This window comes from Ilumatobacter sp. (genome assembly GCF_039969435.1).
Classification (GTDB): Bacteria; Actinomycetota; Acidimicrobiia; order Acidimicrobiales; family Ilumatobacteraceae; genus Ilumatobacter_A.
The window spans coordinates 189786-213433 of the sequence record NZ_JBDVNU010000014.1; the positions used below are offsets into that span (position 1 = coordinate 189786).

The following is a 23648-nucleotide window of genomic DNA, read 5'->3' on the forward strand; positions in this document are numbered from 1 at the left end:
GTTCCGAGGCGGGCGCCCGAATCCTCGAGCGTTTGCGTCGATGCCGGCCGGGGAACACACCGAGACCATGGGGGATCGAGGAACGAGAAGTGCCAGCGAGTCTGCAGGCAAGGCAGCAGACTCCGTCGCCGATTCGGTTGACGACGCCGTCGACGACAACCCGTGGGTCGAACGGTTGACCCAGTGGGGATGGATCGCAAAGGCGGCCGTCTACACGTTGATGGGTCTGACGGCGCTGCAGATCGCTCGGCAGTCTGCTCCCGATGACGAAGCATCACCCGAGGGCTCCATCGGTCGCGTGTCCGAAGCCCCGCTCGGCAGAGCGGTGCTGGTCGTTCTGACGGTCGGGCTGGTGCTGTACTCCGTGTGGCGGATCCTGAGCGTGGCGGTGATCCACGGCAACGAACTCTCCGACTGGGCCGAGCGCATCGGGTACAGCTTCTCGGCCGTCTTCTACCTTCTCCTCGCCTGGACCGCCGGCAAGGCGGTTCTCACGGGAGTCCAACCCGAGAAGTCGAACTCGGTCGAGAGTCTCTCCAAGTCACTGCTCGAGATGACGGCGGGCCGCTGGCTGCTCGGTGCCGTCGGACTTGGCACCATCGCGGTCGGCTTGTACTTCATCGTGCACAAGGGGATCCAGCGCTCGTTCGCCGACGACCTCGACGGTGTCAGCGCCACACCACGCAACAACGGACCCAAGCGCAGGGCGCTGCTGATCTCCGGCATGATCGGCTGGATCGGTCGTGGCATCGTCACCGGACTCGTCGGCTACTTCGTCGTCCGATCCGCCGTTCGATTCGACCCCGATGACGCCCGCGGGTTCGACCGGACGCTGCGGCAGGTCGCAGGAACGTCGCTGGGGACCGCGCTCGTCCTCGTCTGTGCCTTCGGGCTCATCGCGTACGGCCTGTTCTGCTTCTTCAGCCACCGGTTCCGGAGCCTGTAAACCGATGATCCCCCTCATCGTCCTCGGTGTCGCAGCCGTCGTCGCCACGATCCTCGTCTCGGTACCAGCCGCGACATCGAGTGGTGGGCCACTCGACGTCGAGCCGGAACTCCACTGGTTGGCGCGCCGCAGTCCGCGCCCCGTGCAACGGGTACTGCACGTCCTCGACCGCCGTGTCGTCGGAGGCGTCGTGGTCGGAGTCTCGTTCATCGTCGTGTTCTCGGCAGCGCTCGTGGTCGGGTGGATCTTCACCGGGATCGACGATGCGACCGGCATCGCGCGCTGGGATTCGGCTGCTGCCGAGTTCGGTCGTGATCGTGCGACGGACACGTCGACGCGGTTGCTCGACCAGGTCACCAATCTCGGCGGCACCATGTACGTGGCGGGCCTGGTGGTGCTCGTCGGCGTGTACCACGGCGTGCAACGCAAGACCTGGGGACCGATGATCTATCTGGCGGCGGTCGGGGTCGGCATCGTTCTGTTGAACAACGGGCTCAAGCTGATCGTCGACAGGGACCGCCCCGACATCGCTCAGCTCGCAGGCCATTCCGGTTCGTCGTTCCCGTCCGGCCACAGTGCCACCGCAGCAGCCTGTTGGGCGGCCCTCGCCTTCGTGGTCACGCTTCGACGCACACGTCGGATCCGCATCGCGGGCGGGGGCCTCGCGGCCTTCGTCGCCGCTGCCGTCGCCGCCACACGAGTCCTGCTTGGAGTCCACTGGCTGAGCGACGTGGTCGCCGGTGTGTTCGTCGGGTGGGCGTGGTCACTGCTGGTGACGATCGCTCTCGGAGGACGTTCGCTCCGATTGGGCGACGTCGAACACGAGGCCGACGAGCAGGCCTCGGCACCCGACGAGACGACCCGGGACGATGCCAGGAGTACATCGACGGAAGCGACCACGAGATGACCGGAATCCGATCCGAGACCGAACCGACGGAGACCGAAGCGGGGTCCGACGACGACTCGTCCTGGTGGGCGACCACGTGGCCTCTCCATCTCACGGACGCCGTCACCCTCGGCATCGCGCTCGTCGTCGTGGTCGCGATCTGGGTCGCCCTGGGTGAACTCCTGACGAACTGGTCGGTGCTCGACGGTCTCGTCGGAACGGACGAGGACATCGCGCAGGATCTCGCCGACGGGCGCACGCCGCTGCAGAACGACCTGGCCCACTGGGGCGCGTTCATCGCGGACACCCCGGTGAAGATCGGGCTCTCGGTCGTCATTGCCGGACTCTTCCTGTGGCGTCTGCGCCGCTGGCGGGAGGCCGTGATGATCGGCCTGCCGCTGATCTTCGAAGCGACGGCGTTCATCATCACGACCTACATCGTCAAGCGTCCTCGGCCCGATGTGGAACGTCTCCTGGACTCGCCCGTGAACTCGTCGTTCCCGTCCGGCCACGTCGCAGCGGCGACCGTGTACGCGGCGCTCGTGGTGATCGTGTTCTGGCACGTTCGCTCGGGCGTCGTGCGTGCGGTCGCAGTGCTGCTCGCCGCGGCCGCTCCCGTGATCGTCGCATGGGCTCGCATGTACCAGGGAATGCACTACCTCACCGACGTCGTCGCCGGCATGGTGCTCGGCGTCGTGTCGATCGCCATCTGCGCACGCGTGCTCGGCCCGCCCGACGACGCCGTCACCCCCGTCTCGACGACGTCGGATGGCCCGGCGGCCATCGTCTCCGACCGGCCTGCGTCGTGAGCTCCGTCGTCGCGATCTGGAACCCGGCGAGCGGGAGCGCGTCTGACGAGTCGAAGCTGCGTGAGGCACTCGGCGGCGATGTCGAACTGGTCGAGACCACTGCCGACGACCCCGGAACGGGCCAAGCCGAACGGGCGGTGGCCGATGGGGCCGCGATCGTGGTCGCATGCGGCGGCGACGGAACCGTGCGAGCCTGCCTGGATCCGCTCGCCGGGAGCGACACGGCGCTGGCCATCGTGCCGCTCGGGACCGGGAACCTGCTCGCCTCGAACCTGGGGATCCCGAGCGGTTTGGCGGCTGGGGCCGGCGTGGGTCGGGACTCGGCGCGAACGATCGACCTGGGTCGAGTCAACGGGGAGGCCTTCGCAGTGATGGCCGGGTCCGGGTTCGATGCGCTGATGATCCGTGACGCGAACACGTCGATCAAGTCACGTCTCGGGACGGTTGCCTACGTGTTCTCCGGTCTCAAGAACCTGCGGCGTGATGCGATCGGCACCACGGTCACCGTCGACGGTGAGATGTGGTTCGACGGGACGACCACCATGGTCCTCGTCGGGAACTTCGGTGAGATCTCCGGTGGCATCGTGGTGTTCCCCGACGCACGTCCCGACGACGGCATCCTCGACATCGCCGTGATGTCCGCGTCCACCATGCGACAGTGGGCGACCGTGGCTTGGAAGCTGATCCGAAAGCGACCGCATCACGGTGAACTCGCACGACTCACGACGGGGTCGCACGTGGTGGTCGAACTCGACCAGCCCCGCGCGTACGAACTCGACGGCGAGGATCGCGAACCGGCCACCCGGCTGGAGTTCGGCATCGAGCCGGGCGCCATCACGATCCACCACAGCATGAGGACGGACACGAAGCGATGACGCTCGACCTGACCACACTCTCGGGCCGGTTTCGAGCCCGACCGGTCGACGGGTACGTCAACCTCGCAGGTTACGACGCCGCCGAGACGCCCTTCCAGGACTCCGAGTCGGACGCCGAGGACGAGCTCGAGGACATGCAGCAGGAACTCTTCGATGCACACGAGTTGATCTACGCAGAGGACGAGCGGTCGGTGATGCTCGTGCTTCAGGGCTTGGACTGCAGCGGCAAGAACGGCACGATCAAGCACGTCGTGATCGCGATGAATCCGGCGGGTGTGAAGACGACGTCGTTCAAGAAGCCGACAGCCGAAGAGGAGGAGCAGCACTTCCTCGAACGGCACCGCGCTGCGTTCCCCGACCCCGGTCAACTCGCCGTGTTCGACCGCTCCTACTACGAGGACATCATCGTTCCGACAGCGCTGCACACCGACGACGAGGACGAGGTGGAACGTCGCATCCAGGAGATCAACGAACTCGAGGCGTCGCTCGTCGACGACGGGACCACGATCGTGAAGTGCATGCTGCACATCTCCTTCGACGAGCAACGCGAACGTTTCCTGCGACGCCTGCGCCGAGACGACAAGCGATGGAAGTTCTCCGAAGGAGACCTGGAGACCCGACGTCACTGGAACGCATTCCAGACCGCGTACGGCAATGCGATCGCCCGGACGTCGACGGATGTCGCACCTTGGTACGTGATCCCCGCCGACCACAAGTGGTACCGAAACTGGTTGATCGCCAAATTGCTGCTGGCGACCTTCGACTCGATGGGGGCGTCGTACCCGCACCCGGACTTCGACCTCGACGACCTGCGCGCCCGCCTCGAACCACCGAACTGATATGACGCACTCGATCGAAGCGTGACCACCGGTCCGTTCCGCCGCACGCCGGTCTCGTCGAAGGTGGTCGCGGATCGGTGTCGAGCCGGACGAGTGTCGTACGTTCGAGTGATGGACCCGATCAGGATCGCAGTCGTCACGAAAGGGCACCCGTTCGAGGCCGAACCGTTCTTCGACGTGTTCGAGTCGATCGTCGGTGTCGAGTGGACGCACGTCGAACATCCGGAGGCTCTCGAACTCGTGCATCCCGAACGGGCCGCCGAGTTCGACGTGTTCGTGATGTACGACATGCCGGGCATCACGTTCAACCGGTCGTCCGATGCCACCGCGTCTCCCGCCGAGTTCCCGTCCCCGCCCGACGGCTATCCCGAGGCGTTCCGTGCCCTGCTCGACGCCGGTCAGCCGATGGTCTTCCTCCACCATGCCGTGGCGGGTTGGCCCGCCTGGGAGGAGTACGCGCACATCGTCGGCGGGCGTTTCCACTATCAGCCGGCGACCCTGGGCGGCGTCGAGTACCCCGACTCCGGCTACCGCCACGACGTCACCCACACCGTCGAGGTGCTGGACCCCGACCACCCGATCTGCGCGGGCCTCGACGCGACGTTCGAGATCACCGACGAGCTGTACCTGTACCCGGTGTTCACCGACGAGGTCACGCCTCTGATGCGCAGTCGCCACCGCTTCGTCGACACCGAGTTCTACTCCGCCGACCGCGCCATCCGAGGGGAACGCAACTCACGGGACGGCTGGAGTCATCCGCCCGGCAGCGACCTCGTCGCCTGGACGAAGACCGTCGGTCGGTCACCGGTCGCCTACATCCAGTTCGGCGACGGCCCCCAGACCTACGCCGATCCCAACTACCGCCGCGTCATCGCCAACGCCATCCGGTGGGCGGCGAGCGACGCCGGTTGATCCCGCCGGAACACCCGCACACCCGAAGATCCGAGTTGGTCCGATCCGTTCAGAACCAGAAGGACCAACTCGGTCAGATGGAGCGGTCGACGCCTTCCCAGTACGGGGCGCGGACCTTGGCCTTCTGGACCTTGCCGGTGCCGGTGCGGGGGAGTTCGTCGACGAAGTCGATGGAACGAGGCCGCTTGAACCCGGCGAGGTGCTCGCGGCAGTGCGCGATCAACGTGTCGCGGAGTGCGTCGTCGGGTTCGACCCCGTCGTTCGCGACCACCACGGCCTTGACCTCCTCGCCGTACTCGTCGTTCGGCACGCCGATCACCGCCACGTCGGCCACGAGCGGGTGGCCGCCGAGCACGCCTTCGATCTCGGCCGGGTAGATGTTCACGCCTCCCGAGATGATCATGTCGATCTTGCGATCGCTGAGCCAGAGGTAGCCCTCGTCGTCGAGGTAGCCGACGTCACCGGTGGTGAACACGCCCGGTTCGAGATGTGAGTCGGCGGTCTTCTCCGGTGCGTTGTGGTACTCGAAGTCGGTGCCGCTCGCGTTGCGGAAGTACAGCGTGCCGGACTCGTTCGGTCCCAGGCGGGACCCGTCCTCGCCGACGACGATGACCTCGACGTTCGCCAGCGGCTTGCCGACGCTGCCGCCCTTGGCCATCCACTCGGTGGAGTCGATCATCGTGATGATCGAGCCCTCCGTCGATCCGTAGTACTCGGTGATCTTGGGACCCCACCAGTCGATCAGCTTCTGCTTGACCACCGGGGGGCACGGCGCCGCACCGTGCAGCACGATCTGCAGTGACGAACCGTCGAACGACGACTTCACCTCGTCGGGCAGATCGATCAGCCTCTTCATCTGCGTCGGCACCAGGTGGACGTTCGTGGCCTGGTACCGGTCGATCAGTTCCAACACCCCGGCGCTGTCGTACTTGTCCTGCATCACCGTCGTGGAGCCGTTCAGCATCGGGAGGAACGAGTAGGCCCACTGAGCCGAGTGGTACACGGGACCGCACAGCACGGTCGTGCCGACGCCCTTCACCTGTTCGGCGAACCCGGCGCCGATCAGTTGCCAGATCGCGGGGTCGGCACCGCCGGGCATGTTGGAGAGCGTTCCGCGTACGCCCTTCGGGTTGCCGGTCGTGCCGGACGTGTAGAACATCGGCCCGCCGAAGCTCTGCGCCTCGGGCTCGTCGGGCGAGCCGCCGGCGAGGAACTCCTCGTACCCGGTGTACCGCGAGTCGGATCCGGCACCGATCACGATCGCGGTCGACACACCGCTCGACCGTTCGTCGGCGAGCGCCTTGGCGACCTCCTCGGCGAACCCGTGGCCGACGATCACGGCCTTGGCCCCCGAGTCGCCGAGCAGGTAGGCGATCTCGGACGCCACGAGGTGCCAGTTGACGGGCACGAAGACCACGCCGTTGCAGGCGCAGGCCAGAGCGGCCTCGAACCATTCGTTGCAGTTCCCGCTGGCGATGGCGATCGTGTCGCCGCTGACGATCCCGGCGTCGCGGAACGCATGGATCAGACGATTGACGCGTTCGTCGGTCTCGGCCCAGGTCCGTTCCCCCGTCTCGTCGGCGAACGCGAGGTCACCGCCTCGGGTCGCGGCGAACCCGCTGGTCAGCGCCGACATCGGTCAGGCCCATGCGTTCTGGAAGTCGGCCGAGAGGTCCTGCGGCCCGCCGTACTGGATCACGAGCTCGCGGCTCGCGAACAGCCAGTCGCCGTCGACGCGGATGTACGCGTCGTCGTAGTACGCGAGCAGGATCCCCTTGGAGTCGTCGGCGCGCCACCAACTCTCCTGGATGTAGCAGCGACCGATGCCCGAGCCCGATTCGTCGTCGAGGCTCGCGCCGTGGTTGACGACGTTCTGGACGACGGCCTTGAAGCCGTCCATCGCGTTGTTCCACAACTCGAGGATCGCCTCGCGTCCTTCGACCCGTCGGCCCTTGCCCAGTTCCCACACGGCGTCGGGCGCCCAGGTGGCTGCCCACTGGTCGGCGTCCCGTCGCACCACGGCATCTGCGTAGTGGTGGACGAGATCACCGACGGCGATGCGGTTCTCGGCTGATCCTGCGTTCTTCATCGGTTGGCTCCTTGGTGTGTGGTCGCCCCGGCGGCGCGACCTTCTTCGATGTACCTCCGCACCGTCGCCTGGAAGTGGCGGGCACGGACCTCCTGGTAGTTGCCGAGGCTCTGACCACGCTTCGCGCTCGCCTTGAAGCCGCGTGTCTGCGCAGCGAGGTTGGTCGTGTCCTGGTCGAGGACCTGGCCGAGCGAGATCGGCAGACCGGGCACGGTCGTGTAGCTGTCGTCCACGTCGAGATCGAACGGTTCGGCGGGCAGCGGAACCTTGCCCGAGCGCGGCGTGGGCCGCATGTACAGCACCTCGTAGATGCAGCGGTCGGGATCCGGACCGTCGGGACGGAACCGGTAGATCAGTGGGACCGCGAGGCCGGGGAAGAAGAACGCGTTGGGGAACAGGAAGTACTCGATCGAGTCGATCGTCTCCGCGACGGAGAGGTCCGAGAAGTCGTTGTCGTAGACCTCGCCGAGGGACGCCTGGACGTGGCGGGCGTAGACGTCGCGGGCGCGCTCGCCCTCGGGGATCGTCGGCACCTCCTCACCCGGATTCTTGCGCCCCATCAGCATGTTCAACAGCGTCTGCTCGTCGGGCCGCTTGTGCTCGGGTACGTGCGGGCTGGTCGTGGCGATCGTGTGGACGAAGCGGCTGACGTGCTCACCGAACACGTCGTACTGGGCGTTCGCGTCACCCGCCGTCATGATCGACTGACTGTGCGTCTCGAGGATGTGGTACGCCTCGAGGAACGCCTGGGCCGACGCCTTCCAGTTGGCCGGGAGCTTCTTGCGGATGTGCACCTCCACGTACCGGTCGGCCAGGTCCCACCCGGCCTCGGTGAAGTGGTCGTCGAGCGCTCCGATGTAGTCGTCGAACGGTTGGGGGTCGTCGGCGAAGTTGACGAACACGAATCCGCCCCAGGTGGCCGTGTGGACCTGCGGGAGGGCGTGGGTCTCGGCGGTGACGTGCGGGAAATCCCACTCGCACGGCACCTCGTCGAGTTCGCCCTCGATGGTCCAGGTCCACCCGTGGAACGGGCAGCGCAGCTTCGGGCTGTATCCGGACGACGCCGGCGGCTTGAGCTGTGTGCCCCGGTGCAGGCATGCGTTGTGGAACGCACGGATCGTGCCGTCGGGTCCACGGACGACCACTGCGGAGCGGTCGCCGACGTCGTAGACCTGGTAGTCGCCGGCCTCGGGGATGTGCTCCTCACGGCACGCCCACTGCCAGGTGCGCGACCACACGTGGTCGTGTTCGGCCTCGGCGAACTCGGGCGACGTGAACTCGTCGTAGGGCACGTCGTCGTCGCCGATGAACGCGTAGCTCTCCGCGAGGAGCGGTGCAGGTGGTGGAACGGAGTCGCCGAGCAGGATGTCCCGCGTCGACGGCCCCGGGCATCGGGCATCGCCCGGAGACAGGGAGACGGGAGTGATCTGGTCGGTCATGCGAAGTCTTTCAGAGCGAAGGGGAGGGACGGGTCGAGGACCTCTTGGAGTTCGACGATGTTGCCGTCGGGGTCGCGTCCGTAGATCGCTCGGAGCCGACCCGGACCGCCACCCATCTCCTCCACCGTCGGAGGCGTGGACGAGAAGGTCATGCCGTTGGCGGAGAGCCGGGCGTGTTCGGCGTCGATGTCGGTCACGTCGAGGCACAGGTGCGTGTAGCCGTGGTCGGCCGGGTTGCGGTCGGGTCGGGCTTCGACGGATGCGGGCGCCGAGTACTCGAACAGTTCGAGGTGGGCGTTCCCCGCACGGAGCATCACCTGACGCGCTGCGGAGTCGGGCAGATCGATCATCCGGTCGACGAGTGGCCGGTCGGACCACGACGTCTCCATCACCGACTCGAATCCGATCACGTCGGTGTAGAACGCGACGAGGCGGTCGAGGTCGGGCGTGGAGATGGCGACGTGGTGGATCCCGCGGATCACGCCGTGACCCCGGTGGTGGTCGATGTCGTCGATGTCGTTGGCATGTCGTGTCCCCTTCGACGGTGCGTGTCGTCCTCCGAGTCGAGTCCGAAGTGATCAGCAGGTTAATTTCTGGACGTCGGAGGTCGAGAGCCGGAGCGTCGGTGACGCGATCTCTCCGACGACCGAGCGGGCAGCACGGGGAACAGCACGGGGAAGAGGGGACACACATGACCACCATCGAGCGACCAGACGAGCAAGCCGTCGAGGTGCGGGGCATCACGCGCGCCAAGGCACCCGAGCCCGAGCTGAGCGACACCACCATCCGTGGGTCGCGCTACTGGGATCCCGCGTTCGCAGCCCGGGAAGCCGAGGCACTGTGGCCGCGCGTGTGGCAGATCGCCGGGCGCGTCGACCAGATCCCGAAGCCGGGCGACTACGTCACCTACGAGATCGGTCGTGATTCGGTCATCGCCGTGCGTGGCGACGATCATCAGGTGCGCGCGTTCTACAACGTGTGCCAGCACCGCGGCAACCGTCTGGTCACCGCCGAGGTCGGCTCGCTGCTCACCGGCGAGTTCCAGTGTGCGTACCACGGTTGGCGGTTCGGGTCGGACGGCAACCTGAACTGGGTGCCCGACGAGGACGACTTCGTGCAGGGCAGCCCGTGCGGCAAGCGCAACCTGGTCGAGATGCCGTCGGACACGTGGGCCGGTTTCATCTGGTTCAACATGGACCCGAACGCGACACCGCTGCGCGACTGGCTCGACCCCGTCGCCGAGCACCTCGACGCGTACCGCATGGAGGACATGAAGCGCACCCACTGGGTCACCATCGAGGGTGACTGGAACTGGAAGTGCGTGCAGGACAACTTCAACGAGAGCTACCACCTCCCGTTCGTGCACCCCCAGACCCTGGCCTCGATGAACGAGCACCACTCGGGGTGCCAGTTCGACCTGTACGAATCGGGCCACGCTCGCATGTTGATGCCCGGCGGCGGACCCGGTCCGCAGTACGGCGGCAAGCCCGAACGCACGCTCAAGTCGCTGCAGGCCGACCTCGACTTCTGGGACGTCGACCCCTCACCGCACCTCGACGACCTGCCGTCGTTGCGCATCGCGCTGCAGCAGGCCAAGCGACGCCTCGGAGCCGAGAAGGGCTACGACTTCTCCCGCTATTCCGACGAGCAGTTGACCGACAACTACCACTACACGATCTTCCCGAACATCTCGTTCAGCATGAAGCCCGACGGGTGCATCTGGCTGCGGGCCATCCCACACCCCGAGGACCCGCAGAAGTGCTTCTTCGACATGTGGTACCTCACCCTGTTCCCCGAGGGTTCGAGTGAGTACTTCTCGAACTCCATGAAGGACTGGGTGTCGATCGACCACCAGGTCGAGCACCAGACCGGCATGGCCGGCGAGGTGTCGTGCGGTCCGGGCATCGACCAGGACGTGGCCATCTGGACCACCCAGCAGCAGGGTCTGCGGTCACGCGGGTTCCGCGGTGACTACATGCCGTGGCAGGAACGACGGATCCGCTACTTCCACGACAACGTCGACCGTCACCTGGCGATGGGGCCGTTGCAGGTGGAGCAACTCGATGGCTGACGCGCCCCACGGTGCCGTCGAACTCGGTGACCTGTCCGATCTCGGCGACGGCGAGATGCGCTGCTTCGAGGACATCGGACCCGACGGCATCGTCGTGTGCCGCGTCGGAGGTGCCCTGTTCGCCCTCGCCGACAACTGCTCGCACGCCGACACCCCGCTGAGCGGAGGGCGTCTGCGCGGTTACGGGTTGACCTGCCCGCTGCACGGAACGTCGTTCGACGTCCGTGACGGGACGCACTCCGGCCCACCGGCGTGGGAGGGGGTGCCGTGCCACCGGGTCACCGAGTCCGACGGCGTCGCCGTGGTCGTCATGGCGAGCACCGACGACGACCGCCCGTCCGACGGTGGACGACTCCAGACCCGCTGACCACCCGTTGCACGAACCGACCAGGCGGCGTCGCGAGCCGTCGACCGGACCGTCGATCCCGAGCACCATCAGACATTCGAACACCGGCTGACATCCGACGACCGGCCGCAGCGGCCAGGAGGGAACACACCATGGCGACACTGCCCACCACGACCGACGAGATCACTGCCGACTGGCTCACCGAAGCACTGTGCGGTTCGGGCGTCATCCCCGCCGGAACGACGGTGTCCGGTCTGCGCATCGACCCACAGGCCGGCGGCGTCGGCTTCATGGGTGAGGTCGGCAAGCTGCACCTCACCTACGACGGCCCCGTCGCGGGGGAGAACGGCGACGCCCCGAGCGAGATCGTCGCCAAGTTCGCCACGCAGAATCCGGAGCTGCGCGAGATGATGCGCCCCACCCGCGTCTACGAGCGCGAGCACCGCTTCTACGAGGTGCTCGCCGCCGAGACGCCGCTGCGCACGCCTGCCGTGTACCACGTCACCTGCAATCCGTCCGACGACCCCGACGTTCCCGAGGAGTACCTCCTGCTCATGGAGGATCTCGGTCATCTCACGCTGGGCGACCAGGTCGCTGGCGTCACGCCCGAACAGGCTCAGAAGGCGCTGGCCGGGCTCGCCGAGCACCACGCCCACTTCTGGAACGGTGCCCACCTGGAGCGGGCGACGTTCCTGCCCGACATCAACGGGCCACTGAACCAGGGCGGCAAGGCGATCTACGAGGCGTCGTACCCCGGCTTCCGGGAGGCGTTCCACGACACCCTCGATCCGAAGATGGCCCAGGTCGCGGCGGCGTACCCCGACTCGTGTCTCGCGATGTTGGATCGTCTGGCGGCGATGCCGACCACGCTCGTCCACTTCGACTACCGCGCCGACAACCTGTTCTTCGACGACTCGGAGTCGGGAGGCGGGTCGGTCGCGGTCATCGACTGGCAGGCGATCGCACGGGGCGGTGGTGCCTACGACGTGGGGTACTTCCTGTCCCAGAACCTCTCGATCGAGGATCGTCGTGCGCACGAACAGGACCTGATGCGCGGGTATCACGACACGCTCACCGCGAACGGTGTGACCGGCTACGCGTTCGAGCAACTGCAGGACGACTACCGGGTGGGGATGATGTACAGCTGGGTCATCCCCGTCCTGGCCGTCGGCAGCCTCGACTTCACGAGCGAGCGCGCCGTCACCCTCTGGACCCGCGTGATCGAACGCGCCCAGGACGCCATCTTCCACCACAACGCACAGGAGTTCGTCGGATGACCAGCACAGGAGTGACCACGGCCGGGACGGGTCGTCTCGCGGGCCGGACCGCCGTCATCACCGGAGCCGCCAGCGGCATCGGTGCGGGGACCGCCCGGATGTTCGTCCGCGAGGGTGCGAACGTGATCGTCGCCGACCTGCAGGTCGAGGCCGGCCGAGCGCTGGTCGCCGAACTGGGTGACGCCACCCGGTTCGCCGAGTGCGACGTCACGAACGAGGACCAGATCGCCGCGGCGGTCGACATGGCCGTCGCCGAATTCGGCAGCCTCGACATCATGTTCAACAACGCCGGCATCGTCGGCGTGGTCGGGAAGATCTCCGAGATGCCGGTCGATGCGTGGGATCACACGATGTCGATCCTGCTGCGCGGGGTGTTCCTCGGAACCAAGCACGCAGCGCGCGTGATGACCGAGCAGGGCTCCGGTGTGATCATCAACACCTCGAGCACGGCGGGCATCCTGGGCGGGCTCGGTCCGCACGTCTACACCGCGGCCAAGCACGGGGTGATCGGGCTCACCAAGTCGGTCGCCAACGAACTCGCACCGCTCGGCATCCGCGTCAACGCGATCTCGCCGGGGAACACCGTGACGGCGATGACCGCCGCGGTCACGACCGGCGACGCCGCCGACCTGGAGGGAACGAACGCGAAGATCGCGTCGGGATCACCGCTCGGGTACGCCGGCACCCCCGACGACATCGCCGCGGCGGCGCTGTACCTCGCGAGCGACGACGCCCGCTACGTGTCGGGCCACACCCTCGTCGTCGACGCCGGGCAGACGACCGCCGGCATGGTCCCGCAACGATTCAACACCGGTGCGTCTCGCCAGTTCCACGAGGCAGGTCGCATCACATGATCGGTCGTGTGCGCGTCACCAAACCTGTCAAACGGTGTCAGACACCGAATGGATGTGATGCGACGGATCCGAGCTTGGTCCGATCGTCCATCCGATGTCTGACACCGTGTGGTTCGTTGACACCGTCTGGTTCTTCTGGTTCGTGTGGTTCAGAGGGTGCGGACCGGGTCGGAGCCGTCCCAACCGACCGAGGCGTCGCGCACCATGTCGTAGAACGCCCGCAGCCTCGCGACCGGTTCGTAGATCTCGATCAGGTGCCCGCGGGTCGGCCCGCCGTCGTGGAATGCGAACCCCATGCCGCCGGCGGTCTCGGCGCGCAGCACCTCGGCGTGACCGTCGACGACGAGTCCGGAAGACACGGCGTCGAGGTCGTCGACGAAGTGGGCGACGTGGTGCAGCCCGCCCGATCCCACGATCCGGTTCGACGGCCGGTTCGACGGCCGGTCGGTCGCCGGCGTGTCGTGCTGGCAGATCAACTCGAACATCAGGTCGCCCCACCAGCCGTAGGCCGAGGAGTGGTCGAACGTCGCCGGCGATCCGTTGATCCGCGTCTCGCCCAACTCGATGTGCTCCATCACGAAGAACGGTCCGACGCCCAGGGGCACCCATCCCGCAGCGGCGTCCCGGACGTCGTCGACCGCATAGGCGAGTTGCACCGGAGGACCCATCGACCGCTCGACCGGTCCAGGCGCCGTCGGGCGTCGTGTTGCGTCGTCGGTCATCGACGGAACGTATCGAACATCGACGAACGGAGTCACACATGAACGACGACATCGCCTCCCTGCTCGACCTCGAGGGTCGAACCGCGGTCGTGACCGGGGCCGCCACGGGCATCGGAGAGGGGATCGCCGCGGTACTCGCTGCCGCAGGCGCTCACGTCGTGGTGGCCGACATCGACCGGGTGGGCGCCCAGCGGGTCGCCGACGACATCGGCGGCACGGCACTCGACCTCGACGTGACGGACCCCGACCGTTGTGCCGAGGTACTGGCGACCGTGGGTGACCGACTCGACATCCTCGTCAACAACGCCGGCTCGTACCACGAGGCCGGCAGCATCCTGGACCAGAGCGTCGAATCGTGGCAGCGCTCGATCGACGTCAACATGGCGAGCCTCTTCAACTGTTCCAAGCCCGCAGCGCAGCGCATGGTGGCCCAGGGTGACGGAGGCGCGATCGTCAACATCGCATCGGTCGACGGTCTGCTCCCGTGTCTCGGCACCGGATACGACACGGCCAAAGCAGGTGCGATCCACTTCTCGCGCAGCCTGGCGGTCGATCTCGCACCGCACGGCATCCGCGTGAACGCGGTCAGCCCGGGTGTGGTCCCCGTGCCGACGCTCGACCGGATCCACTCGGGAGAACTCGACCCGCTCTGGCCGACGGACTCGTCGGTGACCGGCTTGATGGGCCCGCTGATGAAACAGCGCTCGTCGAACGTGCCGATCGGTCGCAAGGGCACGCCCGAGGACATCGCACGTGCCGTGCTGTTCCTCGTGTCGGACGCGTCGAGCTACGTGACCGGCCAGAATCTCGCCGTGGACGGTGGGTGGACGCTGATATGACGAGCATCTCCTCGGCCGACATCAACCGACTGCTCGACGAACGCAACATCGTGGCGGTCGCCACGGCGTACACGTGGGCGCTCGACGAGCACCGATGGGACGATCTGCGCGACGTGTTCGCTCCCGATGCGACCGCCGACCTGGGCACCGCCGACCGACTGGTCGGCATCGACGCGATCGTCCACCGGATCCGAACGGCGCTCGAGCCGCTCGACGACAGCCAGCACCTCGTGGGGAACCACCACGTGGTCGTCGACGGTCGCACCGCCACGCATCGCTGTTACCTACACGCTCAACACGTGCGTCGCGACGCGGTCGGCGGCCCGAACTACATCGTCGCCGGTCGGTACGAGGACGACCTCGTCCGCACCGAGGACGGCTGGCGCATCACCCACCGCTCCCTGGTCGTGATGTGGACCGACGGCAACACAGCGGTGGTCCGCCCCGGTTGAACGCCGCACGATGTCCGGTGCCGTCTCCTCCTCCTTCTCCTCCTGCTTCTTCTCCGACGAGCGGTCGATCTCGACGTCCCGCTCGATGGGACGCGGGAATTGACCGGTTGGTAAGTTTCCTCCGCGATGAGTGACGACGTGTATCCGACACCCACCGTGGACCAGCTCCTCGCGGCCGAGGCCTGCCGCGAGGCGGCACGCCGGTACTCCTACGGGATCGACCGACTCGACGTCGACACCTGCAAGTCGGCGTTCTGGCCCGACGCGACCGACGTCCACGGAGCTCACGACGGCAACGCCTGGGCCTTCTTCGACCGGGTCGTGCCGTCGCACGCACGCTGGACCTTCACGATGCACTCGATCTACAACCACCAGGTCCATGTCGACCCCGCAGGTGACACCGCACGCGGCGAGATGTACTGCATCACCCATCTCTTCGACGCGGACGAGCAGGCGATGTCCACCTGGTACGGCCGGTACCAGGACTCCTACGAACGGCGCGACGGCGAGTGGCGGATCAGCCGACGGGTCTGCGTGCACCACGGCACCACCGTCGACACGGGCGTCGACCCGATGGCGATCGACGCCGCCCCGTACCGCCAGGCATCCTTCGACCGTCCCGCCGGCGGACGACCGATCGGGCCGTAGGAGGGACTCCATGCCACGCTTCTCCACGCAGCGAGCCGCCGAGGACCCGACCGGGTTCGCCCTCGTCGACGTCTCCCCCGACGGCTCACGCGAGATGACCTGGGCCGAGGTCGACGAAGCCCTCAACCGGTGCGCGAGCCGCCTCCTCGCCGCCGGGGCAGCGGGCGAACTCGGACCCGACCATCGCATCGCCGTCTTCGCCGAGAACGCCGCCGAGACGGCGCTCGCACACCTCGGCGGGCTCCTCGCCGGCGCCTCGTCGGTTCCGGTCAACTTCCACCTCACCGCCGACGAGGCGGAGTACATCTTCACCGACTCGGGCTCGGGCATCGTGTTCGTCGGACCCGAGACGGCTGAGCGTGGCCTGGCTGCGGCCCGTGCTGCGGGAATCGACACCGTGGTCGGATGGGGATGTGACGACGTCGAGGGCGTCACCCCGTGGACCGACTGGCTCGCGGCGGGCTCGAACGAGGACCCGCCCGACGCGATCGTCCCCCGTCCCAACCTGCTGTACACGTCGGGCACGACCGGCCAGCCCAAGGGGACCGAGTTGCCGCCGACCATGTTCGCCGGCGGCGGCGACATGGTGGAGCACCTCGAAGCCCTCGCCACCGGTGGATTCGCCGGGTTCGGTACCCATCTGGTGGTCGGTCCGATGTACCACACGGGTCCGCTGTCGGGCATGAGGCTCCTGTGCGCCGGCGTGGCATCCGTGATCCTCACCAAGTTCGACGCCGAGACGACCATCGCCGCGATCGATCGCTACCGCACCGAGAGCACGGTGATGGTGCCGACCCACTTCGTGCGGATGCTCGCGCTCCCCGCCGACGTGAAGTCGAAGTACGACGTCTCGTCGATGAAGATGATCGCCCACACCGGCGCGAAGTGCCCGGTCGACGTGAAGGCCGCGATGATCGAGTGGTTCGGACCCGTCTTCCGGGATGCGTACGGCGCCACCGAGGTCGGCACGGTGTGTTCGATCTCGAGTGAGGAGTGGATGGAACACCGTGGCTCGGTCGGGCGCGCGGTTGCGCCCTTCACCGCCGTGGTGTTCGACGACGACATGAACGAGGTGGCCCCGAACGTCGAGGGACGACTGTTCTTCCGTGACGACACCGGTCGGGGCATCGTCTACCCGAACGACGCGGAGAAGACCGCTGCGTCGAATCCCGAGCCGGGCCTGTTCACGCTCGGCGAGATCGGCTTCATGGACGACGACGGGTTCGTCTACATCACCGACCGCTTCAGCGACATGGTCGTGTCGGGCGGGGCGAACCTCTATCCCGCCGAAGCCGAACAGATCCTGATCGACCACCCCGGCGTGGCCGACGTCGGATGCGTCGGCGTGCCGCACCCCGACATGGGCGAGATGCTGATCGGCCTCGTCACCCCCGCCGATCCGGCGTCGCCACCCGACCCCGCCGAACTGTCGACGTGGCTGCGCGACCGGCTCAGCCACTACAAGTGCCCGCGCGAGTTCCACGTCGTCGACGATCTGCTGCGCAACACGATGGGCAAGATCAACAAACGAAAGCTCCGCGACGCCTGGCTCGCGGGCGAACTGACCACCACTCTCGAACAGACCCACTGACGACCCACCTCGACCCCACCCACCTCGACCCCGGCCGCATCCGACCTCGTCGCATCTCCTCTGAGCAGGAACGACGGGGTGGGCGGGGTGAAGGTGGATCGACCCGACCGGAGACACTCATGACCGACACCCAGGAACGAACCGCACCGCAGTACGACATCGAGGCCGACGTCAGCGTCGACGACTTCGCCGCCCAGGCCGAGGAATGGCTGGCGAGCAAGCTCGAACGCCGTCCTCCACCCACCGAGCAGGTGTGGGGCGAGGGCGACTTCGACGTGTCGGTGTTCCATGCCATGACATACGACGTGGAACGAGCATTCCTCGATTCGCTGATGGAGTGGGTCCAGGCCAAAGCCGAGCGCGGCTACCACGGGATCACCTGGCCCCGTGAGCTCGGCGGGCTCGGCTTGAGTCGCGCCCACTCGCGTGCGTTCGGACGGCTCGAGCGCCAGTTCCTCACGCCCGGAACCCACGAGACCATCGGCGTCACGCGAGGTCTGATCGCTCCGACCATCGAGGTGTTCGGCACCGACGAGCAGAAGCAACGCTGGATCCCGCAGTTCATCAGCGCGGACACACTGTGCTGCCAACTGTTCAGCGAGCCGGGAGCCGGATCCGACCTGGCGGGCCTCGGCACCAGAGCCGTCCGTGACGGCGACGAATGGGTGGTCAACGGGCAGAAGGTGTGGTCGTCGGGTGCCCAGTTCTCCCAGTACGGCGAGCTGATCGCGCGCTCCGATCCGGATGTGGTGAAGCACCAGGGCATGACTGCGTTCATCATCCCGATGGACCTCCCCGGGATCGAGGTCCGACCGATCGCGCAGATGAGCGGCGGCTCGTCGTTCTGCGAGGTGTTCTTCAACGACGTGCGCGTCTCCGACGACATGCGCCTCGGGGACGAGGGCGACGGATGGAAGGTCGCACTCACCACACTCGGCTTCGAGCGTGACCACTCCGAGAGCGAAGGGGGCGGTGCATCCGGTGGAACGTGGGGCAAGGTGCTCGCCACGGCCAACGCGATGGGCGTCGCCGGAGACCCTGTCGTCCGCGACCGCCTCGCATCGATGTACATCCACTCCCGTGTCGAGTCCATGACCAACCGGCGCGCCGCCGACCTCGCGAAGTCCGGCACCCCCGGCCCCGAGGGTTCGCTCGGCAAGCTGATGTGGACCGAGGGGATGTACCAGATGACCGAGCTGATCAGCTCGATCCTCGGCGCGAAGCTCGTCACCGACACCGGTGAGTGGGGCACGTTCGAGTGGGGCGCCCACGTCACGGGTGCGCCCGGCTACCGGATCGCCGGTGGTTCCGACGAGATCCAGCGCAACATCATCGGTGAACGGGTGCTCGGCCTGCCGCGTGAGCCCAAGTCCGACACCGGCCCGTGGAAGGACGTGCCGCGCTGATCGCCGGCGGGAGCGGTCGTGCCTGAACTGTCCGCCGGCATCGTGCTGTGGCGTCGCGTCGTCGAGCGTGGCGTCACGACGCCGGCAGGGGGTGGCGTCCAGGTGTTGCTCGGTCACATGGGCGGTCCGTTCTGGTCGCGCAAGGACGACGGCGCCTGGTCGATCCCGAAGGGTCTCCCCGATGCCGGCGAGGAACCGATCGACGCCGCACGCCGGGAGTTCACCGAGGAACTCGGCCTGCCGTTGCCGCCGGGCGAACTCGTCGACCTGGGTGAGTTCCGTCAGTCGTCGAGGAAGACCGTGACCGCCTGGGCACTCGAACTCGCGCCCGGCGACACGCTCGACGTCGAGGCGATCGTCAGCAACACGTTCGAGATGGAATGGCCTGCGCGTTCGGGCCGGACGCAGTCGTTCCCCGAGGTGGATCGGGCAGCCTGGTTCGACCTCGACACCGCCTGCCGCAAGGTGGCCGGCGGCCAGGCGGCCGTGTTCGACCTCCTCATCGCCGCCGTCGATCCCGGCTGAACGCACTGGTTCGGCTGCACCGGAGAACTCTCGATCGTGAAACTGCTGCTTCTCCATCCGCTCCCTCTCGACGGCTCGATCTTCTCGGATGAACTCCGAGGGCTGACCGACGAGTCGGCGTCCCCCACGCTCTAGGACGCAGGTGACGATCTGGTGGCGTGGGCGCGGGCTGCGCTCGATGCTGTCGGCGATGGACCTTTTGTGGTGGTGGGCAACTCGATCGGCGGTTCGTGCGCGATCGAGGTGGCACGACTCGCACCGACGAAGGTGAAGGCACTCGTGATCATCGGCGCGAAACCGGGCCACGATCCGGACCCGGCGTGTCGCGACGAAGCGCTGGACGTCATCGGAAGAGATGGTCTGGAGACGGCGTGGGAGAGGTACTGGCTCCCGCTGTTCGGCCCGGACCCTCGGAGCGAGGTGGTCGAACGTGCGTGGCGAGTCTGCTCGGCGCAAGGACCCGAAAGGATCGCCCTGGGGCGTGCGAGCGTTTCACTCTCGACCCGACCGGTCAGCGTTCCTCGCATCCTGGCCGGGACCCGTTGTGGCGGCGAGTGGCGAGTACGACATTCGACCCGAGCGGAGCAGACAGCTCGCCAGTCGACTGCCGAACGCGACGTTCCACCCGGTTGCGGGCGTCGGGCACCACGTGCCACTCGAAGCATCGGCGCTCTCGCCGACATCACTGCCGACGTGATCGCGCGAGCAGCGCCGGTCGTTCAGTGACGTCGACGCCGTGACGACCCGGTGGTCGAGCACGACCCGTCGGCTCAGCGTCGCACGGGTGGTCTCACGCGTCCGTGAGGTCGGAGAAATCTCGGAGAATCTCGGAGAATCTCGGAAGGATCTCCGGAGAGGCTGGTCTGTCGAACTCGTGCGGCCCGTGAGGGGAATCGCCCCTGACGAGTCGCCGACGGGCGAGGACTACCGTCGAACCCGTGAACTACGCCGATGTCGCCACCGCCTACCTGACGCCACGCGACACCGATCCCGCGCCACCGGTCGTCCCCGATTCACCGGCGCGTCGGCTCCGTGACGCGGTCGAACCGATCGCCACCATCGGATGGTGGTCACAGGCCGCCGGCGAGCAGTTCACGGCAGCGGGCCTCGACTTCTTCGGCGGATACGTGTGGGGTCGAGCGGCGTCGCTCGGCGCCGATTCCGACGTCAGTACCGTGGTCTCGGCGTTCGGTGTGTTCGACGCCGGGCTCGTCGCCGCGGTTCTCGACGCCGCCAAGCCCGTTGCGTCGCACGGCGAGATCCTCGCGAGTCGAGAGCGGGGAGCGGCGGCGGGGCTCGCAGCGGCCGCGGCGACGATCGACCCGGACCTCGTCGCGTCCGCCGGACGCCGACTCCGTGCGTCGATGGACGACGTCGACGGTGCAGCACGACCGCTCTTCAGCGGCTTGCGTGCCCTGCCCACGCCCTCGGATCCGTACGGTGCGCTCTGGCGTGCGGCGGAGATGTTCCGCGAACACCGAGGCGACGGCCATCTGGCTGCGTGCGTGGCCGCCGGGCTCGACCAGGTGGAGATGAACGTGCTCACGGAACTGTGGTTGGACTACCCCGCCGGGGAGTACTCCGGCACCCGCGGGTTCGCACCCGATCGGATCGAGGTAGCGGTGTCGACGCTGCGCTCGACTGGATGGGTCGGTGACGACGGCTCGTTGACGCCCGACGGCCGGGCGGCGCGCGAGGAGATCGAACTGGCCACCGACATGTCGCAACACCGGGTGATCGCTGCGCTCGGCGACGACGCCGACGAGGTGATCGCCGACCTCGCGACGATCGGCGACGCCGTGGTCACCGCGCACGCGGCTCCGGCCGATCCGCGCAAGCGCGCTGCGGGCTGAGCGACGAACTCGCCGGCGCAGGTACCGATGCCGTGTCCGGGTCGGTCCCCGGACGCGGACTCCGTCAGTCGTTCTGAGCGGCCATCGCCTCGACCGTGAACGCGTGGAACTTGGCGGTGTCGAAGGCGACGACCAGGCGCGCATCGGTCTCGATGATCACCCGGTGCGGGGAGTCGAGGAACTTCGCGAAGCTCTGGACGTAGGGGTCGTCGGGCTTCGTGTCGAGACGCGACAGGCGGGTGTAGAACCAGGCCTTCAGTTCGTCGAAGCCGGGGTCGCCGTTCGCGTGGACGATCGACTCGCCCTTGAAGGTGGCGGTCTTGCCTCCGTTGTTGATGACGATCCCACTCTGGGGTCGCTGGCGCAGAGCGGGCACGCGGGCGCGCCGCTCGGCGCAGGTCGTGAAGAACTTCCCGTCCTGATGGACGAACGCGACGACCACGCCGACGGGGTGACCGTCCCGAGTGGTCCAGTTGAACACGCACTCCGCCGGTCCGGCGAGGAGTTCGGCGAGCCCGTCGTCGTCGAGGCGCATGCTGGTGAGGTCTTCGTAGTCGACCTGGGTTTCATCTGTCATCGCGGTCTCCGATGTCTGTGTTGATGGAAGGTGATGGGGCCGACGGACACGGTCAGCGGCGCGACGGAGGCTCGACGGCGACGTCGGTCGGGCCGATCTCGAGCCACTGGTACAGGTGCTCCCAGAAGTGGCGGATCTTCGTCTCGTTGTAGTTGGCGAAGATCACCTCCTGCTGTTCCTGGTTCTTCAGCCCGGTCTGTACGTGGGGCAGGTTCACGGAGTCCTGCTGGAAGATCTTCGCGGTGGGGCCGAGTTCGGGGGCCAGGGTCCAGTCGTCGTCGGGCCCGAGACGGGTGACCTTGGCCGGATCGGGTCGATTCGCCTGATCGCCCCACGGCACGAACATCATCACTTCGAAGATGCACGAGTCGGGGTCGTTGCCGTTCGGCCGGAACCGGTACTGCAACGGGTTGAAGGTGCCCCACGGCGACCAGTTGGGGAACACCGAGTACCAGATGGCGTCGACGAAGTCGGCGTCGGAGAACTGCGACGGATCGATGTCGCCTCCGGCGCGCTGCATCCAGTCGGCCCGTCGCAACTCGGCGGTCATCGCCCGGGCCTCCACCGCCGACTCGACGTCGGGCTTGCGCATCACCGGGATGTCGAACACACCGTCGGGCGACGGCCCACCGATCCAGATCAGCAGGTGCGGGTCGGCTTGGGTGATCGGCCCCGACACGTGGGTGCCGTCCACTTCGAACAGTGAGTCGTGTCCGTCGAGGTCGATGATGCGGACCCGGCTGTTCGAACCGGGTGAGTCGACGTCGACGCGCTCGTAGATGTGGCCGTTCATCGGGTGGCGGTAGCGGACGTACTGCTTGCCGTCGGGGTCGACCTCGTACTTCGCCATGCCGTCGAGGTGCGGTGAGTCGATCACCTGCGGCGAGATCGCCCGACTGAAGTTGCCCCACGTGTCGTACCGCGTGTTCGCGTCGCCGAGCGACTCCATCAGCGTCGGATGCGTGGCCACCACGTGGTACGCCTCCATGAACGCTTCCTGGCACGCCTTCCAGTTGCACTTCATGATCTTCTCGACGTGTGCGACCTTCACCTTGCGGGCGAACGGATACTTCTCGAAGTGGCGGTCGAAGCCGTCGAGGAACTCGGCGAGCGGGGCGGCGTCGCGATCGGGGTTGATGAACACGAAGCCGTCCCACGTGTCGACCGACGCCTCGGGCAGCGAGTAGTCCTCCTTGCGCAGCGATGGAAAGTCCCACTCGCACGGGATCTCCTTCATCGACCCGTCGAGGTTCCATGCCCACCCGTGGAAGGGGCAGCGGATGTTGCGGGCGCCCTTCCCGTGGGTTTCGCGCAGCAGCCGGCCGCGGTGCAGGCAGGCGTTGCGGTAGGCCTTGATGCCACCGGGGCCGGCGTCGGTGCGCACGACGAGGAACGACATCTCGGCGATCTCGTACACGTGGTAGTCGCCGACGTTCGGGATCTCCTCCTCGAGACAGGCGAGTTGCCACACACGGCTCCACAGCTTCTCGACCTCGAGATCGTGGAACTCGCGCGACGTGTAGTACCACGCCGGCACGCGCGTGTTGCCCTCGGCGATGCCCTCACGGGACTCCTCGCGCAACGCCGCGGCGACGGGGTGGGTGTCCTGGTCGAGCAGCTCGGTCTGGCTCACGCCGGCGGATCGGTTCGTCCCGGTGATCGTCTCGGTCATCACACCATGATCGCGGGATG

24 protein-coding genes are annotated in these 23648 nt (G+C 67.3%); 17 read left to right on the plus strand and 7 right to left on the minus strand.

Annotated elements, in window-relative coordinates:
• Nucleotides 1–40: 40 nt before the first annotated feature.
• The 6 genes from ABJK40_RS08275 to ABJK40_RS08300 all read left to right on the plus strand — a co-directional run bounded on the left by ABJK40_RS08275 (nucleotide 41) and on the right by ABJK40_RS08300 (nucleotide 5267).
• Nucleotides 41–946 carry a DUF1206 domain-containing protein gene (locus ABJK40_RS08275; protein WP_348479799.1) on the plus strand — a complete coding sequence of 302 codons (906 nt, stop codon included), beginning with the start codon at nucleotides 41–43 and terminating at the stop codon, nucleotides 944–946.
• Between the two features lie 4 nt (nucleotides 947–950).
• Complete coding sequence (locus ABJK40_RS08280) at nucleotides 951–1853, plus strand: phosphatase PAP2 family protein (protein WP_348479798.1); 903 nt, start codon at nucleotides 951–953, stop codon at nucleotides 1851–1853.
• On the plus strand, nucleotides 1850–2641 hold the full coding sequence (locus tag ABJK40_RS08285) for a phosphatase PAP2 family protein (RefSeq protein WP_348479797.1): 792 nt from the start codon (nucleotides 1850–1852) through the stop codon (nucleotides 2639–2641). Before ABJK40_RS08280 ends, ABJK40_RS08285 begins: the two co-directional genes overlap by 4 nt.
• The gene (locus ABJK40_RS08290) at nucleotides 2638–3516 is read left to right on the plus strand and encodes a diacylglycerol kinase family protein (protein WP_348479796.1); all 879 of its coding nucleotides are present in this window, start codon (nucleotides 2638–2640) and stop codon (nucleotides 3514–3516) included. Before ABJK40_RS08285 ends, ABJK40_RS08290 begins: the two co-directional genes overlap by 4 nt.
• Nucleotides 3513–4355 (plus strand): PPK2 family polyphosphate kinase, encoded by an 843-nt coding sequence (locus tag ABJK40_RS08295; RefSeq protein WP_348479795.1) that lies wholly within the window; start codon nucleotides 3513–3515, stop codon nucleotides 4353–4355. The genes ABJK40_RS08290 and ABJK40_RS08295 overlap by 4 nt, the downstream gene beginning before the upstream one ends.
• A gap of 111 nt (nucleotides 4356–4466) precedes the next feature.
• Nucleotides 4467–5267, plus strand: coding sequence for a ThuA domain-containing protein (locus tag ABJK40_RS08300; RefSeq protein WP_348479794.1), 801 nt, complete (start codon nucleotides 4467–4469; stop codon nucleotides 5265–5267).
• A gap of 73 nt (nucleotides 5268–5340) precedes the next feature.
• Here ABJK40_RS08300 and ABJK40_RS08305 read toward each other — a convergent pair whose 3' ends face one another.
• Genes ABJK40_RS08305 through ABJK40_RS08320 form a run of 4 tightly spaced genes read right to left on the minus strand, consistent with a single transcriptional unit; the run spans nucleotide 5341 to nucleotide 9277 of the window.
• Nucleotides 5341–6903 carry an AMP-binding protein gene (locus ABJK40_RS08305; protein ID WP_348479793.1) on the minus strand — a complete coding sequence of 521 codons (1563 nt, stop codon included), beginning with the start codon at nucleotides 6901–6903 and terminating at the stop codon, nucleotides 5341–5343.
• A gap of 3 nt (nucleotides 6904–6906) precedes the next feature.
• Nucleotides 6907–7356 carry a nuclear transport factor 2 family protein gene (locus tag ABJK40_RS08310; RefSeq protein WP_348479792.1) on the minus strand — a complete coding sequence of 150 codons (450 nt, stop codon included), beginning with the start codon at nucleotides 7354–7356 and terminating at the stop codon, nucleotides 6907–6909.
• Nucleotides 7353–8795: an aromatic ring-hydroxylating dioxygenase subunit alpha gene (locus ABJK40_RS08315; RefSeq protein ID WP_348479791.1), complete on the minus strand. Its 1443-nt coding sequence runs from the start codon at nucleotides 8793–8795 to the stop codon at nucleotides 7353–7355. The genes ABJK40_RS08310 and ABJK40_RS08315 overlap by 4 nt, the downstream gene beginning before the upstream one ends.
• Nucleotides 8792–9277, minus strand: coding sequence for a VOC family protein (locus ABJK40_RS08320; RefSeq protein ID WP_348479790.1), 486 nt, complete (start codon nucleotides 9275–9277; stop codon nucleotides 8792–8794). The genes ABJK40_RS08315 and ABJK40_RS08320 overlap by 4 nt, the downstream gene beginning before the upstream one ends.
• Nucleotides 9278–9486: 209 nt before the next feature.
• Between ABJK40_RS08320 and ABJK40_RS08325 the strand changes: the two genes are divergently transcribed.
• The 4 genes from ABJK40_RS08325 (at nucleotide 9487) to ABJK40_RS08340 (ending at nucleotide 13343) form a co-directional block, all read left to right on the plus strand.
• Nucleotides 9487–10866 (plus strand): aromatic ring-hydroxylating dioxygenase subunit alpha, encoded by a 1380-nt coding sequence (locus ABJK40_RS08325; protein ID WP_348479789.1) that lies wholly within the window; start codon nucleotides 9487–9489, stop codon nucleotides 10864–10866.
• A complete protein-coding gene (locus ABJK40_RS08330) occupies nucleotides 10859–11233 on the plus strand; it encodes a Rieske 2Fe-2S domain-containing protein (protein WP_348479788.1) in 375 nt (124 codons plus the stop codon). Before ABJK40_RS08325 ends, ABJK40_RS08330 begins: the two co-directional genes overlap by 8 nt.
• A 131-nt stretch (nucleotides 11234–11364) precedes the next feature.
• The gene (locus ABJK40_RS08335; RefSeq protein ID WP_348479787.1) at nucleotides 11365–12489 is read left to right on the plus strand and encodes a phosphotransferase; all 1125 of its coding nucleotides are present in this window, start codon (nucleotides 11365–11367) and stop codon (nucleotides 12487–12489) included.
• Complete coding sequence (locus ABJK40_RS08340) at nucleotides 12486–13343, plus strand: glucose 1-dehydrogenase (RefSeq protein ID WP_348479786.1); 858 nt, start codon at nucleotides 12486–12488, stop codon at nucleotides 13341–13343. Before ABJK40_RS08335 ends, ABJK40_RS08340 begins: the two co-directional genes overlap by 4 nt.
• Before the next feature lie 149 nt (nucleotides 13344–13492).
• Here the strand turns inward: ABJK40_RS08340 and ABJK40_RS08345 are convergent, their stop codons facing one another.
• Nucleotides 13493–14065 carry a VOC family protein gene (locus tag ABJK40_RS08345; RefSeq protein WP_348479785.1) on the minus strand — a complete coding sequence of 191 codons (573 nt, stop codon included), beginning with the start codon at nucleotides 14063–14065 and terminating at the stop codon, nucleotides 13493–13495.
• A gap of 38 nt (nucleotides 14066–14103) precedes the next feature.
• Between ABJK40_RS08345 and ABJK40_RS08350 the strand changes: the two genes are divergently transcribed.
• The 7 genes from ABJK40_RS08350 (at nucleotide 14104) to ABJK40_RS08380 (ending at nucleotide 21379) form a co-directional block, all read left to right on the plus strand.
• A complete protein-coding gene (locus tag ABJK40_RS08350) occupies nucleotides 14104–14904 on the plus strand; it encodes an SDR family oxidoreductase (protein ID WP_348479784.1) in 801 nt (266 codons plus the stop codon).
• A complete protein-coding gene (locus ABJK40_RS08355) occupies nucleotides 14901–15356 on the plus strand; it encodes a nuclear transport factor 2 family protein (protein WP_348479783.1) in 456 nt (151 codons plus the stop codon). Before ABJK40_RS08350 ends, ABJK40_RS08355 begins: the two co-directional genes overlap by 4 nt.
• Nucleotides 15357–15482: 126 nt before the next feature.
• Nucleotides 15483–16004: a nuclear transport factor 2 family protein gene (locus tag ABJK40_RS08360; protein ID WP_348479782.1), complete on the plus strand. Its 522-nt coding sequence runs from the start codon at nucleotides 15483–15485 to the stop codon at nucleotides 16002–16004.
• Between the two features lie 10 nt (nucleotides 16005–16014).
• Entirely contained in the window at nucleotides 16015–17595 is a 1581-nt protein-coding gene (locus ABJK40_RS08365) for an AMP-binding protein (protein ID WP_348479781.1), read from the plus strand.
• A gap of 119 nt (nucleotides 17596–17714) precedes the next feature.
• Nucleotides 17715–19001: an acyl-CoA dehydrogenase family protein gene (locus tag ABJK40_RS08370; RefSeq protein WP_348479780.1), complete on the plus strand. Its 1287-nt coding sequence runs from the start codon at nucleotides 17715–17717 to the stop codon at nucleotides 18999–19001.
• A 39-nt stretch (nucleotides 19002–19040) separates the two neighbouring features.
• Entirely contained in the window at nucleotides 19041–19526 is a 486-nt protein-coding gene (locus ABJK40_RS08375; RefSeq protein ID WP_348479810.1) for an NUDIX domain-containing protein, read from the plus strand.
• A gap of 938 nt (nucleotides 19527–20464) precedes the next feature.
• Nucleotides 20465–21379: a hypothetical protein gene (locus ABJK40_RS08380; protein WP_348479779.1), complete on the plus strand. Its 915-nt coding sequence runs from the start codon at nucleotides 20465–20467 to the stop codon at nucleotides 21377–21379.
• A gap of 64 nt (nucleotides 21380–21443) precedes the next feature.
• On the opposite strand, the gene ABJK40_RS08385 is transcribed toward ABJK40_RS08380, so the two are convergent.
• Both ABJK40_RS08385 and ABJK40_RS08390 read right to left on the minus strand, forming a co-directional pair.
• Nucleotides 21444–21956, minus strand: a complete 513-nt coding sequence (locus ABJK40_RS08385) for a hypothetical protein (protein WP_348479778.1) — start codon at nucleotides 21954–21956, stop codon at nucleotides 21444–21446.
• Nucleotides 21957–22008: 52 nt separating this feature from the next.
• Nucleotides 22009–23628 (minus strand): aromatic ring-hydroxylating dioxygenase subunit alpha, encoded by a 1620-nt coding sequence (locus ABJK40_RS08390; protein ID WP_348479777.1) that lies wholly within the window; start codon nucleotides 23626–23628, stop codon nucleotides 22009–22011.
• Between the last annotated feature and the right edge of the window lie 20 nt (nucleotides 23629–23648).